At 67.3% G+C, this 16,047-nt stretch carries 17 protein-coding genes; 10 read left to right on the forward strand and 7 right to left on the reverse strand.

All coding sequences use genetic code 11. The features are described 5' to 3' along the window. Positions 1–16: 16 nt before the first annotated feature. Positions 17–415 carry a DUF423 domain-containing protein gene (locus tag DOM66_RS08910; protein WP_110689907.1) on the reverse strand — a complete coding sequence of 133 codons (399 nt, stop codon included), beginning with the start codon at positions 413–415 and terminating at the stop codon, positions 17–19. Positions 416–681: 266 nt separating this feature from the next. Between DOM66_RS08910 and DOM66_RS08915 the strand changes: the two genes are divergently transcribed. The 4 genes from DOM66_RS08915 to trmB all read left to right on the forward strand — a co-directional run bounded on the left by DOM66_RS08915 (position 682) and on the right by trmB (position 4,130). Continuing rightward, positions 682–2,154, forward strand: a complete 1,473-nt coding sequence (locus tag DOM66_RS08915; protein ID WP_110689908.1) for an alanine/glycine:cation symporter family protein — start codon at positions 682–684, stop codon at positions 2,152–2,154. A 159-nt stretch (positions 2,155–2,313) separates the two neighbouring features. Next, complete coding sequence (thiS, locus tag DOM66_RS08920) at positions 2,314–2,514, forward strand: sulfur carrier protein ThiS (protein ID WP_035476393.1); 201 nt, start codon at positions 2,314–2,316, stop codon at positions 2,512–2,514. Positions 2,515–2,542: 28 nt separating this feature from the next. Continuing rightward, positions 2,543–3,340: a thiazole synthase gene (locus tag DOM66_RS08925; RefSeq protein WP_110674066.1), complete on the forward strand. Its 798-nt coding sequence runs from the start codon at positions 2,543–2,545 to the stop codon at positions 3,338–3,340. Positions 3,341–3,404: 64 nt separating this feature from the next. Further along, the gene (gene trmB / locus DOM66_RS08930; RefSeq protein WP_110689909.1) at positions 3,405–4,130 is read left to right on the forward strand and encodes a tRNA (guanosine(46)-N7)-methyltransferase TrmB; all 726 of its coding nucleotides are present in this window, start codon (positions 3,405–3,407) and stop codon (positions 4,128–4,130) included. A 152-nt stretch (positions 4,131–4,282) separates the two neighbouring features. Here trmB and DOM66_RS08935 read toward each other — a convergent pair whose 3' ends face one another. Then, on the reverse strand, positions 4,283–5,224 hold the full coding sequence (locus tag DOM66_RS08935) for a DMT family transporter (protein WP_110689910.1): 942 nt from the start codon (positions 5,222–5,224) through the stop codon (positions 4,283–4,285). Between the two features lie 93 nt (positions 5,225–5,317). Between DOM66_RS08935 and DOM66_RS08940 the strand changes: the two genes are divergently transcribed. Beyond that, on the forward strand, positions 5,318–6,238 hold the full coding sequence (locus DOM66_RS08940; protein ID WP_110689911.1) for a LysR family transcriptional regulator: 921 nt from the start codon (positions 5,318–5,320) through the stop codon (positions 6,236–6,238). 292 nt (positions 6,239–6,530) lie between these two features. Here the strand turns inward: DOM66_RS08940 and DOM66_RS08945 are convergent, their stop codons facing one another. Further along, positions 6,531–7,451: an AEC family transporter gene (locus DOM66_RS08945; RefSeq protein WP_110689912.1), complete on the reverse strand. Its 921-nt coding sequence runs from the start codon at positions 7,449–7,451 to the stop codon at positions 6,531–6,533. Positions 7,452–7,538: 87 nt separating this feature from the next. On the opposite strand from DOM66_RS08945, the gene DOM66_RS08950 reads away from it, so the two are divergent. Beyond that, positions 7,539–8,111: a hypothetical protein gene (locus DOM66_RS08950; RefSeq protein ID WP_157959024.1), complete on the forward strand. Its 573-nt coding sequence runs from the start codon at positions 7,539–7,541 to the stop codon at positions 8,109–8,111. Between the two features lie 202 nt (positions 8,112–8,313). Here DOM66_RS08950 and DOM66_RS08955 read toward each other — a convergent pair whose 3' ends face one another. Then, positions 8,314–9,081, reverse strand: a complete 768-nt coding sequence (locus tag DOM66_RS08955) for an FKBP-type peptidyl-prolyl cis-trans isomerase (protein WP_110674072.1) — start codon at positions 9,079–9,081, stop codon at positions 8,314–8,316. 88 nt (positions 9,082–9,169) lie between these two features. Continuing rightward, positions 9,170–9,739 (reverse strand): TIGR02444 family protein, encoded by a 570-nt coding sequence (locus DOM66_RS08960; RefSeq protein WP_157959025.1) that lies wholly within the window; start codon positions 9,737–9,739, stop codon positions 9,170–9,172. A 67-nt stretch (positions 9,740–9,806) separates the two neighbouring features. Between DOM66_RS08960 and DOM66_RS08965 the strand changes: the two genes are divergently transcribed. Both DOM66_RS08965 and chaB read left to right on the forward strand, forming a co-directional pair. Continuing rightward, positions 9,807–11,720, forward strand: a complete 1,914-nt coding sequence (locus DOM66_RS08965) for an ABC-F family ATP-binding cassette domain-containing protein (protein WP_110689914.1) — start codon at positions 9,807–9,809, stop codon at positions 11,718–11,720. A 93-nt stretch (positions 11,721–11,813) separates the two neighbouring features. Beyond that, the gene (chaB, locus tag DOM66_RS08970) at positions 11,814–12,044 is read left to right on the forward strand and encodes a putative cation transport regulator ChaB (protein ID WP_110689915.1); all 231 of its coding nucleotides are present in this window, start codon (positions 11,814–11,816) and stop codon (positions 12,042–12,044) included. Between the two features lie 250 nt (positions 12,045–12,294). Here chaB and DOM66_RS08975 read toward each other — a convergent pair whose 3' ends face one another. Beyond that, positions 12,295–13,071, reverse strand: a complete 777-nt coding sequence (locus DOM66_RS08975) for an SDR family NAD(P)-dependent oxidoreductase (RefSeq protein WP_110689916.1) — start codon at positions 13,069–13,071, stop codon at positions 12,295–12,297. Between the two features lie 150 nt (positions 13,072–13,221). Then, positions 13,222–13,659: a D-aminoacyl-tRNA deacylase gene (gene dtd / locus DOM66_RS08980; protein WP_110689917.1), complete on the reverse strand. Its 438-nt coding sequence runs from the start codon at positions 13,657–13,659 to the stop codon at positions 13,222–13,224. A 284-nt stretch (positions 13,660–13,943) separates the two neighbouring features. Here dtd and DOM66_RS08985 point away from each other — a divergent pair, with 284 nt between their 5' ends. Both DOM66_RS08985 and DOM66_RS08990 read left to right on the forward strand, forming a co-directional pair. Next, entirely contained in the window at positions 13,944–14,564 is a 621-nt protein-coding gene (locus tag DOM66_RS08985) for a TRAP transporter small permease (protein WP_110674077.1), read from the forward strand. A 126-nt stretch (positions 14,565–14,690) separates the two neighbouring features. Then, positions 14,691–15,974 (forward strand): TRAP transporter large permease, encoded by a 1,284-nt coding sequence (locus DOM66_RS08990; protein ID WP_110674078.1) that lies wholly within the window; start codon positions 14,691–14,693, stop codon positions 15,972–15,974. Positions 15,975–16,047 lie beyond the last annotated feature (73 nt).

Raw genomic sequence — 16,047 nt, forward strand, 5'->3', positions numbered from 1 at the left:
GGCCCCGGGCCGAGTCTCAGGCCGGCGCCTGCTGGCGCCAGGCGGCGATCGCCAGCATCACCCAGCCCGCCATCAGCAAGAGTCCGCCGAACGGGGTGACGACGCCCAGTGCGGTGATCCCGCTCAGGGTGAGCAGGTAGAGCGAGCCGCTGAACAGCACCATCCCCGCGAACCACAGCACGACCGCTGCGAGCTGACCGCGCAGCGGCCGCTGCGCGCGCCACGCCAGCAGCGCCATGATCGCCAGGGTGTGCCAGGCCTGGTAACGCACTGCGGTATGGAAGACCTCGAGATAGCGTGGTGAAAGGCGATCGGCCAGGGCGTGGGCACCGAAGGCGCCGGCGACCACCACCAGCAGGCCACTGATGGCCACGCCGACCCAGGCGCCGCGCCCGGAACTACACTTTTGGGGCATGTTGCGATTTCCTTGCGCTGACTATGCTGTAAGGCACTCCCGAGGTATCAGGCCAGGTGCCGGCAGCTGGCGGCGTATGCCTGCGACGCCAGGGCGGGAGATTTTCTGCGGAGTTCGTGCGCGTTGCAGGCGGCTTCGATGAGCGGCCCTGCCCGCCACGCGGCGCGGGCCGCGATTTGACGCTTGTCAGTCTAGCGCGTAAAAAGCCGCTTCGGCAGCCGTCTCGGACGGCTCGGCGTCACCGCTTTCCACCAAGGATCTCCGAAATGGAATTCATCGACACGCTCCGTGACGCGATTTACGCGATCATGAATCCGATCAGCAATTTCGTCTGGACCTATATCCTGCTCTACCTGCTGCTGGGGGCGGGCATCCTGTTTACCGTGCTGACCCGGGGCATGCAGTTCCGCCTGTTCGCGCACATGGCCAAGGTCACTTTCACCAGCCGCGGCTCCGGCTCCGGCGTCAGCGGCTTTCAGGCCTTCGCCACCTCGCTGGCCGCCAGGGTCGGCACCGGCAACCTGGCCGGCGTGGCGATCGCCCTGTGGGTCGGCGGCCCCGGCGCGATCTTCTGGATGTGGATGACCGCCTTGGTGGGCTTCGCCACCTCGTTCATCGAGTCGACCCTGGCTCAGGTCTACAAGCAGCGCAATGCCGATGGCGTCTACCGCGGTGGGCCGGCTTACTATATCGAGCGGGCGCTGGGGCAGCGCTGGATGAGCGTGCTGTTCGCGATCTTCCTGCTCATCGCCTATGGCCTGGCGTTCAACGGCGCCCAGTCCAACACCATCGCCCAGGGCATGGCGCAGGCGTTCTCGATCCCCAACTGGGTCACCGGCCTGGTACTGGTGGCGTTCACCGCGCTGGTCATCTACGGCGGGCTCAAGTCGGTGGCGCGCACCGCCGAGAAGATCGTGCCGATCATGGCCATCGGCTACTTCCTGGTGGCGCTGTGGGTGCTGCTCTCCAACCTCTCCGAAGTGCCGGCGATGCTGGCGCTGATCGTCAAGAGCGCCTTCGGCTATGGTCCGGCGGTGGGCGGTGCCGTGGGCTATACCATCAAGATCGCGATGGAGAACGGTATCAAGCGTGGCCTGTTCTCCAACGAGGCGGGCATGGGGTCGGCGCCCAACGCCGCCGCCCAGGCCGACGTCAAGCACCCGGCGGCGCAGGGGCTGGTGCAGTCGTTCGGGGTGTTCATCGATACCCTGGTGATCTGCAGCTGCACCGCGGTGGTGATTCTGCTCTCCGGGGTCTACGAGCAGCTGATGACCACCTCGCCGGGCAAGGATATCGTCGGTATCCAACTGACCCAGGACGCCATGGTCGATCACCTAGGCAGCTTCGGCGAGATCTTCATCGCCATCGCCATCCTGCTGTTCGCCTTCACCTCGATCATCGCCAACTTCTCCTACTCGCAGATCAACATCGAGTATCTGTTCAAGCGTCATGCCAAGAGCGCGGTATCGGTGCTGCGTATCGCCGTGCTGGCGATGGTGATGATCGGCTCGATCGCCAAGCTGCAGTTCGTGTGGGACTTCGCCGATCTCGCCATGGGCCTGATGGCGACCACCAACCTGATCGCCATCCTGCTGCTGTGCCCCATCGCCCTGCGCGTGCTGCGTGACTACGAGACCCAGCGGCGCCAGGGCGTACGCGAGCCGACCTTCGATCCCAAGGGGGTGCTCAAGCGTCCGGAGCAGGTCGAGGCCGACGTCTGGCCGCGCCGCGACGACTGAGACGCGCCATGCACGCTTGCCAGCCGGCCCCAGGGCCGGCTTTTTGTTGGCGCGCGTAGCCTCCGCGGCGGGGCTGACGAAGCGGTGGCGCGGGCGTGCCGTGTCCGGCGCAAGACGCTACAATACGCCCCCACGACTGGAGACCTCTGGAGCGTCGTCATGCAGATCCAGCTCAACGGTGAACCCCACCAGCTCGATCACGACCCCACGCTCGCGCGCCTGGTCGAGGCGCTGGGCCTGGGCGGGCGCCGTGTCGCCATCGAGCTCAACGAAGAGATCGTGCCACGCAGCCAGCATGCGCAGACCGCGCTTGCCGAGGGCGACCGCGTGGAGATCGTGCATGCCATCGGTGGCGGCTGAGCGCCGTCACGTCTATCAGGAGTCACGCATGTCGCAGCTGATCGAGGACACCCCGCTGACGGTCGCCGGCCGTCGCTTCCACTCCCGCCTGCTGGTGGGCACGGGCAAGTATCGCGATTTCGACGAGACCGCGGCCGCGGTCGCGGCCAGCGGGGCCGACGTGGTCACCTTCGCCGTGCGGCGCACCAATCTGGGCCAGGACGCGGCAGCGCCCAATCTGCTCGACGTGATCTCGCCCGAGCGCTACACCCTGCTGCCCAATACCGCTGGCTGCTACACCGCCAAGGATGCGGTGCGCACCTGCCGTCTGGCGCGGGAGCTGCTCGATGGCCACAACCTGGTCAAGCTCGAGGTGCTCGGCGACGAGCACACCCTCTACCCCAACGTGGTCGAAACCCTGGCCGCGGCCGAGACGCTGGTCAACGACGGCTTCGATGTCATGGTCTATACCAGCGACGACCCGATCGTGGCCAAGGAGCTCGAGCGTCGCGGCTGCTGTGCGGTGATGCCCCTGGGTTCGCTGATCGGCTCCGGCAACGGCCTGCTCAACCCGGCCACGCTGCGGCTGATTCTCGAGCAGGCCGAGGTGCCGGTGCTGGTGGATGCCGGTATCGGTACCGCTTCTGACGCCGCCCTGGCGATGGAGATGGGCTGCGCCGGGGTGCTGATGAACTCGGCCATTGCCCATGCCCGGCAGCCGGTGATGATGGCCGGCGCCATGCGCAAGGCGATCGAAGCGGGGCGCGAGGCGTTCCTCGCCGAGCGCATGCCGCGCCGCGACAGCGCCAGCCCCTCGTCGCCGTTCGCCGGGCGTATCAACCCCTGACCTGCTTATGTCCGCCGCCCACGCGGCGGGCCTCTTTCACCGACCAAGACGATAGCCACGCCGCATGACCGACAAGCCGACGGACCCCACCGACATCGCCACCGACACCCCGCATCAGCGCGGCATCAAGAGCTATGTGCTGCGCGCCGGGCGCATGACCGCTGCCCAGGAGCGGGGCCTCAAGGAGGTCTGGCCGCGCTGGGGGCTGACCCTGGATGCCGGGCTGCAGGACCCGGTGGTGCTGTTCGGGCGCGACGCGCCGCGGGTGGTCGAGATCGGCTTCGGGATGGGGCAGTCGCTGGTCGAGCAGGCCGAGACTCACCCGGAGACCGATTTCATCGGTATCGAAGTGCACGCCCCCGGCGTCGGCAAGCTGCTCGACGAAGCCGACAAGCGTGGGCTCACCAACCTGCGGGTCTATCGCGAAGACGCCCTGGCGGTGCTGGCTCAATGTCTGCCGGCGGAGAGCATCGATACCCTGCAGCTGTTCTTCCCCGACCCCTGGCCGAAGAAGAAGCACCACAAGCGACGGATCGTGCAGCTGCCGTTCGTCGAGCTGGTGCGTACCCGGCTCAAGCCTGGCGGCACCCTGCACATGGCCACCGACTGGGAAGCCTATGCCGAGCACATGGCTGAGGTGATGGCAACGGCGCCGGGCTATACCAACACCGCCCCCGCGGAGAGTGCGCCATACGTGGCGCGACCCGCCTTCCGTCCGCTGACTAAGTTCGAGAGCCGCGGCGAGCGTCTGGGACATGGGGTCTGGGACCTGATCTTTCGCCGCGACTGAGCCGCTAGGCTCTGTAGGAAAACTACCTGCGCTCGGCAATACGGCGTTAACAATCGGCTGGAGCGCCAGCCCGGTCCGTTTTCGCCGATGTTTGCCTTGGCTACGCGCCCCGGTCTGGCCTTCGCTCGCTGACTTTTCTTACCAATCCTAGCTCAGGCGCACTCGCCGCCTCCGGGGCGGCGCGGATAGTGCGCCGCGCCGCGGGTGTGGCGGCCGCTGCGCTGGGCGAGCAGGGCCAGTGCCACCCCGGCCAGCGCCAGCGCCATGCCGCCCAGCTGGAGTGGCGCCACGCGCTCGCCGAACATCCCCGCACTCCATGCCAGGGTCACCGGTGGCGTCAGGTAGATGGCGCTGGAGACCGCATTGACGCCGAGACGCCGCAGGCAGACGGTGAAGAAACCGTAGCCGCCGAAGCTCGACAGCAGCACCAGCCAGCCCAGCGTCTGCCAGGTCAGTAGCGCGCTGCCGGGTAGCGCCAGGCCCCCCGTGCTTGCCGCGGCCACACCGAAGATCAGCGCCGCCGCACTCAGTTGCGCGGTCAGCGAGGCCGCCAGCCCCAGCCCCGACGGGCGCCGGGCGGCGAGTACGCTGCCCAGGGTCACGCTGATCACCGCCAGCAGCGGCAGGGCATAGGCCCCTCCACCGGCGCTGCCTGACCCCTGCCAGTCCCCCGCGACGCACAGCACCACGCCGCTGCCGGCCACACCCAGGCCCAGCCAGGCCGCCGCCGGCAGCTGCTCGCGCAGCCACAGCGTGGCGATCGCCGCCGCCAGCAGCGGCTGCTGGGCGGTGATCAGCGCAGTGACGCTGGCGCTGACGCCCTCGCCGATGGCGAGCATCACGCACAGCAGATAGCCCCCCATGGTGAGAGCACCGACCGCCATCTCGCGCAGCCAGGCTGACAGCGCCAGCGGGCGCCGATCGAGAAGACGCCACCACAGCGCGGCCAGTGCGGCGGCGATGACGAAGCGCCAGGCGAACAGGTCCAGCGCGTTCAAAGGGGCGCGGCTGGCCAGTTCGCTGCCAATGAAACCTGAGCTCCAGCAGAGAACGAAGCCGGTCATCAGGGCTGCGTTCAGCGTCGCGGTGCGCATGCCAACTCCTCCTCTCGTCCCGGGGCGATGCGGCTTGAGTCTGGACGCTATGCAGGCTTCAATGAATCGAATAAAAATCGACAAGGGTTCAATATGTTTGAAGTCGGATCGACGCTCGACCTGGAGCTGTTGCGCACCTTCCAGGTGGTCGCCCAGAGCGGCTCACTGGCGGCCACCGCCGAGGTACGCCATCGCACATTGAGTGCCATCAGCATGCAGATGAAGCGGCTGGAGACTGAGCTCGACGTGCGTCTGCTGGAGCGTGGGCCGCGCGGCGTGACCCTGACCGCCAGCGGCGAGCTGCTGCTGCGCGAGGCGCAGGCGTTGCTGCGGGCACACGACACCCTGGTCAGCCGCTTCAGTCGCGAGCGTCTGAGCGGGCGCGTGCGCCTGGGTATTCCCGAGGACTATGCACGCGAGCTGCTCGACGACACCCTGCCGCAGTTCATGGCACGCCACCCGGGCATCCTGCTCGATGTCACCACCGACACCAGCGGTCGGCTGGCACGGGGGCTGCGGGCGCGGCGTCTGGATCTGGCGGTGGTGCTCGACCACGCCGCCGGGCTGGAGGGTGGCGAGACTCTGTGGCACCCCACGCCGGTCTGGGCGGGGCCGGCCCAGGGCGCGCTGCACCAGGAGGCGATCGTGCCGCTGGCGGTGCATCCGGCAGAGTGCCCTTATCGCCAGCTGGCGGCCGATGCCCTCGATGCGGCGCAGCGGCCGTGGCGGGCGATCTTCACCAGCACCAGCATTCACGCGGTGGAGAAGGCGATCGAGACCGGCATGGCGATCGGGGTGCTCGATCGCGAGCGGGTGACCGGCGCCATGCGCGCGCTGGATGAGAACGACGGCCTGCCTGCGCTGCGGCGCTGCGTGGCGCGCCTGCACTTCGCCCGCACCATCGCTGCCGCCTCCCAGCCCGCGGTGGAGGCGCTGGCGGAGCTGCTGCGTCAGCGCCTGAGCGGGCGCGGGCCGTGGCAGTGGGATGCCCTGAGCGCGCGCAGCCCCGGCTAGGCACTGCCTGACCGCGTCGACTTGTCAGGCTGAGCCTGGCGTTGCCACCCCGCAGGAGGCGTATCCGTCGCAGCGACGGCCCGAAGGGTGGGCGCCAGGGATGACGGCCATAAAAAAGGCCGCCCTGGGCAGGGCGGCACTAAGGACCGTGACTAGCTTGATGAGGAGATAACCATGGCAGGAACCTGACATTCCTGACGTTGGTCAGTGGCGTTTGGCGACGCCACAACTCAAAGGTAATTATTCTCATTTGTGATTGCAAGCGAAACGAGAATCTTTTTTATTTGGGTGCTCAGCCGACCCCGAGCAGTGGCAGCAGCAGCGGCAGCGAGAGCATCGCCAGCAGCGTCTGACCGGTGATCGTCGCCGCCATCAGTTCGGCGTCGCCGCCCAGTTGGCGCGCCAGGATATAGGCGGATGTTGCCGTCGGCAGGGCGGCGAACAGCAGCACCACGTCGCGCTCGATGCCGGAGAGACCCGCCAGCGCGGCCAGTGCAGCCACTACCAGCGGCGTGAGGATCAGCTTTAGCGCACTCGAGGTCCAGAACGCTCGCCCGCCGCGCCACAGCGCCTGCGGGCGCAGCGCCACGCCCACGGCGACCAGCCCCAGCGGCAGCGCGGCGCGTCCGAGCAGTTCCACGGCGGCCGCGCTCCAGCCGGGCAGGCCGAGGCCGCTGAGATTGAGCGCGACCCCCAGCAGGCAGGCGAGGATCAGCGGATTGCGTGCCAGTGCCAGGGCGCTGCGGCCCAGGCTGGCGCGACCGAGGGTGCCGCTGGCGATGAACGCCAGCACGCAGAGCAGATTGGCGGTAGGCACCATCAGTGCCACTGCGACTGCGGCCACGGTGGTGCCGGCGCTGCCGTGCAGGGCTGCAGCCCCGGCCACCCCGACATAGGTGTTGAAGCGCACCACGCCCTGGAAGGTGGAGGTGAAGGCGGCGGCCTCCAGCGCCAGGTGCCGGCGCGACAGCCACACCAGCAGCGCCAGCGCCAGCATCCCGCCGAGCAGTGCCACCGCCAGGCGCAGTACCGGCACCTGGGCGACATCGGCATCGGCTAGCGTCGCCACCAGCATGGCGGGGAACAGCAGGTAATAGATCAGGCGTTCCAGCTGGGGCCAGAAATTGCCGCCGGGAAAACGTGCCCAACCCAGGCCCGCACCGAGTAGAATCAGAAGGAAAAGCGGGCCGAGTGCCCCTGCGATATCGCTCATCTAGCGTCCTGAGTGTGGTTGTCGTCACGCTGCCTCGAACAGCTATGATAGCGATCCCCTCTTTTTGCCGGGAGCCCCGTCACGTCCATGGCTGTTTATGACGAAGACACTGCGCGGCCACGCATGCTCACGCTGCTGATCGGTGTCACCCTGGCGACCATCGTCGTCGCCCTGTGGTATCTGCTCGACTACTATCTGCGCGAGTCCGATAGCGAGGTCACCTGGTACCCGCCAGAGCACGGTTGCGTGCTGCTCGACGGCGGTTGCCAGGCCGGGCTGGGGCTCGACTCCGGATTGAGCTATTCGCTGCGCGAGGCGTCCGGGCACGACGGTCTGCGCTTCGAGGTCGATGTCTACGGGCTGGCGGCGAAGCAGGTCTACGTGGAGTTCATTGGACGCCACATGAACATCCGCTCCCAGCGCTTCACTCTGACGCGACTGCCGGGTAAGGGCGAGCGTTTCGTCGGCTTCGGCGATCTGGGGTTGTGCAGCGCCTACGTGGAGGCATGGCGCGCCCAGGTGGTGGTGGTCAGCGACCATGGCCTCAAGGGCAGTTGGTTCGACTTCGACAGCGCCGGGCTGGCCGATGCGCTGTCGCGGCGCGAGGCCACGCGCAGCGCCGATGAGAAGGACTGCTTGTGGACACAGACGCCGGCCTAGACCATGTCTGAAAAGTACTGCGCTTGCCTATCCAGCGTTAAAAATCGGCTCCAGATGCTCATTTACACTGCGTAAACTGGAACGCCAGCCCGGTCCGTTCTTTCGCCGATTTTTGTCTTGCCTGGACTTCGCTCGTCGACTTTTCCAGACGCCGGCCTGAGGGCCGGCGTCCGAAGAGGCAGGGCGGGATTGAGAGAGCGGCTTACTGGCTGTCGCTGCTCGCCTTGGCATCGCTGCCCTTGGCCGCCTTGTCGCCCTTGGCGTCACCCTCGTCCGGGTTGATGCCGAGCAGCTCGACCTTGAACTGCAGCGCCTGGTTGGGACCGATCGGGCCACCGGTGCCGGCCGCGCCGTAGGCCAGGTCGGAGGGCACGGTGATCAGCCAGGTGTCGCCGACGTGCATCATCTTGAGCGCTTCCTGCCAGCCCGGGATGACCTGGCCGACCTTGAACGAGATCGGCTCGCCGCGCTTGTAGGAGCTGTCGAACACGGTGCCGTCGGGGAGCTTGCCTTCGTAGTTGACCTTGACCGTGTCGTCGTCGCTGGGCGAGGCGCCGTCACCGGACTTCAGCACCTGGTACTGCAGGCCCGAATCGGTGGTCTTCACGCCCTTCTTCTTGGCGTTCTCGGCGAGGAAGGCTTCGCTCTTCTTACGGTTGGCGTCGGCGACCTTCTTCTGCTCGGCCTTCTGCTCGGCGATCTTCTGCTGCTGGTACTGGGTCAGCGCTTTGCTGATCTCATCGTCACTCATCTGCAGCTTTTGATCGCCGTAGACGTCACGAATCGCTGCCGCGAAGGCGTCGACATCCAGATTCTTGACGTCCTGCGACAGACCCTGGCCCAGGGTGGCGCCGATGCTGTAGCTCAGCTTGGCCTGGTCGCTATCGAGGTCGACCTTGTCCTGGGCGAAAGCCGCCAGCGGTAGAGTCATCATGCTGCCGATCGCGACGGCGGTTACCAAACGTTTCATGCAGTCTCCTTGGGGAGTCGGGGTTGAAGCCGATGCTGGCTCAGAGTGAAAACGCCTCAGGCATCGGTATAGCGCTGCTGTTGGGACTCTAACAGCTGGGGTTTGGTTCCGCATCCGGCGTCGCAGCCAGCCACAGCGTCAGCAGTGGCTGTAACGTCGCGTAAGCCGGTGGTGCCGTGTCAGCGTCTGCCATCGGCGCCTGTGCCCGCGTCGGCGTGGCCCAGGTGGCGCATAGCGCCAGCGCCGCGGCCACCCGGTCGTGCGGCGCCGTCAGCTCGCTTGCGGCGCTGCTCCGGCGGCTCGGCAGTTCGGCCAGACGGGCCAGGGTTTCGCGCTCTGCCAGCAGCTCCGCCTGCTGCAGGCGCTGGCGCAGCTCGCTCAGACGTGGGCGGGTCTCCAGCGTCGGCTTGAGTTCACGCCGACGCTGGCGCAGCGGCCGGGTCATCGTCTCTTGCCAGTGGCGTACCCCGGCCAGCCCCGGGGCCGCCTCGGGCGCGGGCTCGCGGCGCTGCTCGGCGAGCCAGGCGAGCCACAGCAGCTCGCACACGTCGTAGCCGTGGTCGTCCTGCAGGCTCAGGCAGCGTGCCTGGGCGCCGGGGCGGGCATAGCGTGCCAGGGCGAAATCCCACAGGGCGTCCGCGGCGTCGGCGGTGGTCATCGGCACTCCGTGTCGGCGGCGTTGGCTGATAGAATGAGCGCCCATTCGATGCGCTCTGGAGCCCGGCATGATTGCATTCCGCCAACTCGCCCTGCAACGCGGCACGCGCCGGCTGATCGAGGGTGCCGACCTGATGCTGCACGAGGGCCACAAGGTGGGCATCGTCGGCGCCAACGGGGCCGGCAAGTCGAGCCTGTTCGCGCTGATCCGCGGTGAGCTCGGCGCCGACGCCGGCAGCGTCGAGATTGCCGGCGGCAAGCGCATTGCGCACATGGCGCAGGAGGTGTCGGCGATCGAGCGCGCCCTGGTCGAGTTCGTGCTCGACGGCGACGTCGCCCTGCGCCAGGCGGAGCAGGCGCTGGCAGCGGCCCAGGCCGCGGGCGAGCATGATCGCGAGGCGGCGCTGCACGGCCAGATCGAGGCGCTCGACGGCTATACCGCGCGGGCCCGGGCAGAGCAGCTGCTGGCCGGGCTGGGCTTCGCCCAGAGCGACCTCTACCGTCCGCTGGCAGACTTCTCCGGCGGCTGGCGCATGCGCGTGGGGCTGGCCCGGACCCTGTTCACGCCGTCGGAGATCCTGCTGCTCGACGAGCCCACCAACCACCTCGATCTCGATGCGCTGCTGTGGCTGGAGCAGTGGCTCACCCGCTACCCCGGCACCCTGATGCTGATCTCCCACGATCGCGACTTCCTGAATGCGGTGTGCGACCACATCCTGCATATCGACCAGGCGCGGTTGACTCTCTACCGCGGCAACTACAGCGCCTTCGAGCGCGCCCGCGCCGAACGCCAGGCCCAGCAGCAGGCCGAGTTCGAGAAGCAGCAGGCGCGGCGTGCCGAGATCGAGCGCTTCGTCGAGCGCTTCCGGGCCAAGGCGACCAAGGCGCGTCAGGCCCAGAGCCGGCTCAAGATGCTCGAGCGCATGGAGACCATCGCCGCGGCGCGTGCCGACTCGCCGTTCCGTTTCGAGTTGCCCTGCGCCGACAAGATCTCCAGCCCGCTGCTGTCACTGGATCGCGCCGATCTCGGCTATCCGGAGTCACGCATTCTCGAGGGGGTCAATGTCTCGATTCTGCCCGGGGAGCGGATCGGGCTGCTCGGCCCCAACGGCGCCGGCAAGTCGACCCTGATCAAGACCCTGATCGGCGAGCTTTCGCCCCAGGCGGGTGCGCGGGTGCCGGGGGAGAACCTGGTGGTGGGCTATTTCGCCCAGCACCAGCTGGAGCATCTCGACCTCGGCGCCACGCCCTTCACCCATGTGCAGCGTCTCTCGCCCACCGCCAGTGACCAGTCGATCCGTGACTTCCTGGGCGGCTTCGGCTTCCGTGGCGATGACGTCTTCGGTGATGTGTCGCGCTTCTCCGGGGGCGAGAAGGCGCGGCTGGCGCTGTCGCTGGTGGCATGGGAGAAACCCAACCTGCTGCTGCTCGATGAGCCCACCAACCACCTTGATCTGGATATGCGCGAGGCGCTGGCCGAGGCCCTGGCGGCCTACGAGGGCGCGGTGGTGATCGTCTCCCACGACCGCCATCTGCTGCGTGCCAGCGTCGATCTGTTCTGGCGCGTGGTCGACGGTCGGGTGACCCCGTTCGATGGCGATCTCGATGACTACCACCAGTGGCTCAAGGTGCGCGAGAGCGAGCAGCGCCAGGCCGCCCGCGACGAGCGTCGCCCCAGCGACAGCGGCGACCGCAAGGCGGCGCGGCGTGCCGCCGCCGAACTGCGCGAGCAGACCAAGCCGCTGCGCAAGCGCCGGGACGCCGCGGAAAAAGCGCTCGAGCGCGCCCAGGGCGAACTCTCCGCCCTGGAGACGCAGCTCGCCGATCCCACGCTCTACGACGCCGCGCGCAAGGAGGAGCTGACCCGACTGGTGCGCGAGCAGGGTGAATTGCAGGGGCGGGTCGAGGCGCTCGAAGCCGAGTGGCTGGCGGCGGAGGAGGCGCTGGAGACGCTCGAGGCCGAGCTGCAGACGGCCTCCTGAGGCGGCCCGCAGGTGGGCCTGTCGTGGGCTGGCGTTGACACCGCTGAGGCGGGGCTACACTGGAAGTCGCACTCGACAGCCAGGTGAAGACCCATGCCCTACGACAGCCGTGACGACATTCCGGAGAGCGCGCGCAAGGTACTGCCGCCCCATGCTCGCACCATCTACAAGGAGGCGTTCAACAGCGCCTGGGCGCAGTACAAGGACCCCGAGGATCGCCGCGGCGACAGCTCCCGCGAGGAGGTCGCCCATGCCGTGGCGTGGAAGGCCGTCGAAGCCAAGTACGCCAAGGGCGACGACGGCAAGTGGCATCCTAAGGAGTGACGCTGCCCCGCCGAGTGCAATGGATTGCCGTCCGGCTTAGAGGGTGTTTACAAATTCGACGAGCGAAGACGAGACAAGGCGAAATCGGCCGAAAAGAGGACCGGGCTGGCGTTCCAGTTTACGTGGTTTAAATGAGTACTTTACTCGCTCCGCTCGCCCTTCGGGCCGTCCTTCGGACGTTCTGAACTTCGTTCAGTGAGGTCGATGTCAACGCCGTATCGTCGAGTGCAGGCATTTTGTGAACACCCTCTTACTCGGCGTAGATCATCTTCCTGGTCATCCCCCCATCGACACTGATGTGCTGCCCGGTGATGAACCCTGCCTTGTCGCTGGCCAGAAAGGCCACGGTGGCCGCGACGTCCTGCGGCTCGCCCACACGCCCCACCGGATGCTGCGCGCGGTCGATGTCGCGGTGCTCGGGGTGAGTGCGCTTGGCCGCCTTCTGCCACGGGCCGGTCTCGATCCAGCCGGGGCAGATCGCATTGACCCGAATCTCCGGCCCCAGGCTGACCGCCAGCGCGTGGGTCATTGCCAGCAGCCCGCCCTTGGCCGCGGCATAGGACTCGCAGTGGGGCTCTGACTGCAACGCGCGGGTCGAGGCGATGTTGACGATCGCACCGTGACGCTGACGCAGCCCGGGGATGGCGGCGCGGGTACACAGGAAGGCGCCGGTCAGGTGACTCTCCTGCCAGCGGCGCCAGTCGGCCAGCGCCAGCGTCTCCAGCGGTCCGCACTCGGGATCGGCGAGACCGGCATTGTTGACCAGCAGGTCGAAGCCGTCGGCCTTGCCGTGCTCCTGTTGCCAGCCGTTGATATGGGTGAACGCCTCCTGCACCTGCAGCTCGTCGCTGACATCGACCGCCATCGCCAGCAGCGGTGCGCTGGCGTGCGCTTCGTCGAGTTCGGCGACCGCCTCGGGGTCGCGATCCAGGGCGGCGACGCGCCAGCCCTCCGTCAGCAGCAGCTCGACCGTGGCGCGGCCGATGCCCTGGGCGCCGCCGGTGATAATGGCGAGCGGTGTGGTCATGTGTTGGCTTCCTCTGCGTGGCGGCCGTGGCCGCGTTCCCTGTTGCTATATGTTGCTATTGTGCGGTGTGGCACCGTCGAAGTGCCGTCGTTGTCTTCGCGGCTGTGCCGGGCCAGGGATGGCCCGGTATGAGTGGGGCCACGACAGTGCTCAGGTCTCCAGCAGAAAGGTGACCGGCCCATCGTTGAGCAGCGAGACCTGCATGTCGGCGCCGAACTCGCCGCTGGCGACCTGCGGCCAGGCGGCACGTGCCTGATCCAGCAGGTAGTCGAACAGCTCGCGCCCCAGCGCCGGCGGCGCGGCGCTGGAGAAGCTCGGCCGCAGCCCCTTGTCGGTGGCCGCCACCAGGGTGAACTGCGACACCAGCAAGAGCCCACCCTCGGCCTGCTGCAGGTTACGGTTCATGCGCCCCTCGGCGTCGCTGAAGACGCGATAGTGGAGCAGCTTGTGCAGCAGGCGATCGGCGCGGGCGCGGTCGTCATCGGCGGCGACGCCGACCAGCGCCAGCAGCCCGTGGTCGATCGCGCCGACGCGCTCGCCGTCGACCTCCACGCTGGCGTGGGTGACGCGTTGAATCAGGGCTCGCATGGTATGGCGGGGGCTCCATCAGGGGACACTGAACGATATCGAAGCTTAGCACCGCTTGGCATCGACGGCAGCGCGTGTACCTCAGTCTCGAATTGGTAGAAACGCGGCTCGGCAAGGAGTTGCGTGGCAGACACCCGGGTTTACGCGTTAACCTTGGATACGCGCCCCCGCAGCCCTGGTGTCGCGCCTCGTTCTCCGGTGACGTATTCGCAGGGGGCGCAGGTGGTGGGCTCCGAGGTGCGGCGGCGCGGGCAATGACTTCCCTCCACAACAAGGACAACGTCATGAACTCGACTTCTGCCAAGCGCGACGAGCAGCGTTCTCGAGGCGGGTTTATCGGGGCTCTGCTGGCGTTCGATCGGCTGTTGGGTCTGCTCGAGCGCGTGGTGATCGGTGGCTGCATTCTGGCCATGGCACTGCTGATGAGCGCCCACGTGGTCGGCAATCTTCTGTTCAGCCAGGGTATCGCCGGCACCTACGAGATCACCGAGATGCTGATCGTGGTGATCACCTTCGTCGGGGTGAGCTACGCCGCCCGCCACGCCCGCCACATCAGCATGTCCGCGATCTACGACCAGCTCGGCGGTCGCGCGCGCAAGGTGCTGCTGATCGTGATCTCGCTGGGCACGGCGCTGTTGATGTTCTATTTCTGCTTCAAGTCCCTCGAGTACGTGGTGGCGCTGCAAGAGCGTGGTCGCACCAGCGCGGCGCTGCACATTCCCTTCTGGATGATCTATACCGCACTGCCGATCGGCTTCGTGCTGGCGGGTATTCAGTATGTACTCACCGCGGTGCGCAACATGATCAGCCCCGGCGTGTGGCGCTCGCTGACCGAGCGCGAGGGCTACGATGACAGCGTATTGGAAGACGCGGCCGCCGAGCGTACCGCCGACACCCAGCCGTGAGACGGGCAGCGCAGGGCACGGGAACGGGCATGCCGCGAGGCATCAGGCCGCCCCCGCGCCGGCCGCGACGATGACGATGCCAATGACGACCACGCCAATAATGACAATCGAAGAAGGATGCCTCTCATGCTGATGGGATTAGGCTTGATCATGCTGGTGCTGCTACTGCTGGGCTTCCCCATGATGGTGCCGCTGGCAGCCGGCACGCTCTACATGATGTTCACCGGCATGACGTTCTTCGGCCCCGACCAGGCGGTCAGCTGGATGATCAGCGGCGTCGGCAGCTGGGTGCTGGCGGCGGTGCCGATGTTCATCTTTGCCGCGGATATCCTGACCAAGGGGCACACCGCCAATCGTCTGCTCGACGTGGTCGATGCCTTCACCCGGCATCTGCGCGGCGGCCTGCCGATCACCACTGCGGCCTCCTGCGCCCTGTTCGGCGCAGTCTCCGGCTCGACCCAGGCGACGGTGGTGGCGATGGGTGGGCCGATGCGTCCGCGGCTGTTGAAGAAGGGCTACTCGGACGACTTCACCCTGGCCCTGATCATCAATGCCAGCGACATCGCGCTGCTGATCCCACCGAGTATCGGCTTCATCATCTATGGCGTGGCGATGCAGACCTCGATCGGCGATCTGTTCCTCGCCGGTATCCTGCCGGGGCTGCTGATCCTGGCCCTGTTCGCGCTCTACTGCTGGATCGACTCGCGGATCAAGGGGATCGAGCCCGAGCCCAAGGCGAGCTGGGGCGAACGCGCCCAGGCGCTGAAGCGGGTGATCCTGCCCATGGGCTTCCCGCTGCTGGTGGTGGGCGGCATCTACGGCGGCTTCTTCAGTGCGGTAGAAGCGTCGGCGGTGGCGGTGGCCTATGCGCTGCTGCTGGAGGTGGTGATCTATCGTCAGGTGTCGATTCGCGATCTCGGCAGCATTGCGCTCTCCACCGGCCTGATCACCGCGGTGGTGTTCATCCTGGTGGCGATCGGTGCCGCCTTCTCCCAGGCGCTGGCGACCGCCGGGGTGCCGAACCAGATTCTCGGGCCGCTGATCGCCTCGATCGGCGACAACCAGTTCCTGGCGCTGCTGTTGATCGCCGCGGCGTTCTTCGTCGGTTGCATGTTCGTCGACCCGATCGTGGTGATCCTGATCCTGGTGCCGATCTTCAAGCCGCTGGTGCAGTCCGCCGGGCTCGATCCGATTCATGTCGGCGTGATCGTCACCCTGCAGGCGGCGATCGGCTCGGCGACGCCGCCCTTCGGCTGCGATATCTTCACCGCCATCGCGGTGTTCCGGCGTCCCTACATCGATGTGATCCGCGGCACGCCGCCGTTCATCGTCATTCTGCTGCTGGCGACGCTGATCCTGATCGCCTTCCCCGAGATTTCGCTGCTGCTGCCGTCGCTTGGCGGTGACTAAGGGGTCAGGGGGAAGTCGCCGTGTCCGGCAGGTGCCGGGCACGGCGCACCCCTGAGGGGCGCTCTCGATCGAC

The sequence above is a fragment of the Salinicola endophyticus genome (assembly GCF_003206575.1).
GTDB classification, from domain to species: Bacteria; Pseudomonadota; Gammaproteobacteria; order Pseudomonadales; family Halomonadaceae; genus Salinicola; species Salinicola endophyticus.

Coding starts and splice junctions, on each gene's coding strand:
- DOM66_RS08915 (WP_110689908.1), top strand. CDS start 682: ATGGAATTCATCGACACGCTCCGTGACGCGATTTACGCGATCATGAAT.
- DOM66_RS08935 (WP_110689910.1), bottom strand. CDS start 5,224: ATGCGCACCGCGACGCTGAACGCAGCCCTGATGACCGGCTTCGTTCTC.
- DOM66_RS08960 (WP_157959025.1), bottom strand. CDS start 9,739: ATGACCACCGCCGACGCCGCGGACGCCCTGTGGGATTTCGCCCTGGCA.
- DOM66_RS08925 (WP_110674066.1), top strand. CDS start 2,543: ATGTCGCAGCTGATCGAGGACACCCCGCTGACGGTCGCCGGCCGTCGC.
- DOM66_RS08950 (WP_157959024.1), top strand. CDS start 7,539: ATGGCTGTTTATGACGAAGACACTGCGCGGCCACGCATGCTCACGCTG.
- chaB (WP_110689915.1), top strand. CDS start 11,814: ATGCCCTACGACAGCCGTGACGACATTCCGGAGAGCGCGCGCAAGGTA.
- DOM66_RS08990 (WP_110674078.1), top strand. CDS start 14,691: ATGCTGATGGGATTAGGCTTGATCATGCTGGTGCTGCTACTGCTGGGC.
- DOM66_RS08940 (WP_110689911.1), top strand. CDS start 5,318: ATGTTTGAAGTCGGATCGACGCTCGACCTGGAGCTGTTGCGCACCTTC.
- DOM66_RS08945 (WP_110689912.1), bottom strand. CDS start 7,451: ATGAGCGATATCGCAGGGGCACTCGGCCCGCTTTTCCTTCTGATTCTA.
- DOM66_RS08965 (WP_110689914.1), top strand. CDS start 9,807: ATGATTGCATTCCGCCAACTCGCCCTGCAACGCGGCACGCGCCGGCTG.
- DOM66_RS08985 (WP_110674077.1), top strand. CDS start 13,944: ATGAACTCGACTTCTGCCAAGCGCGACGAGCAGCGTTCTCGAGGCGGG.
- dtd (WP_110689917.1), bottom strand. CDS start 13,659: ATGCGAGCCCTGATTCAACGCGTCACCCACGCCAGCGTGGAGGTCGAC.
- trmB (WP_110689909.1), top strand. CDS start 3,405: ATGACCGACAAGCCGACGGACCCCACCGACATCGCCACCGACACCCCG.
- DOM66_RS08955 (WP_110674072.1), bottom strand. CDS start 9,081: ATGAAACGTTTGGTAACCGCCGTCGCGATCGGCAGCATGATGACTCTA.
- thiS (WP_035476393.1), top strand. CDS start 2,314: ATGCAGATCCAGCTCAACGGTGAACCCCACCAGCTCGATCACGACCCC.
- DOM66_RS08975 (WP_110689916.1), bottom strand. CDS start 13,071: ATGACCACACCGCTCGCCATTATCACCGGCGGCGCCCAGGGCATCGGC.
- DOM66_RS08910 (WP_110689907.1), bottom strand. CDS start 415: ATGCCCCAAAAGTGTAGTTCCGGGCGCGGCGCCTGGGTCGGCGTGGCC.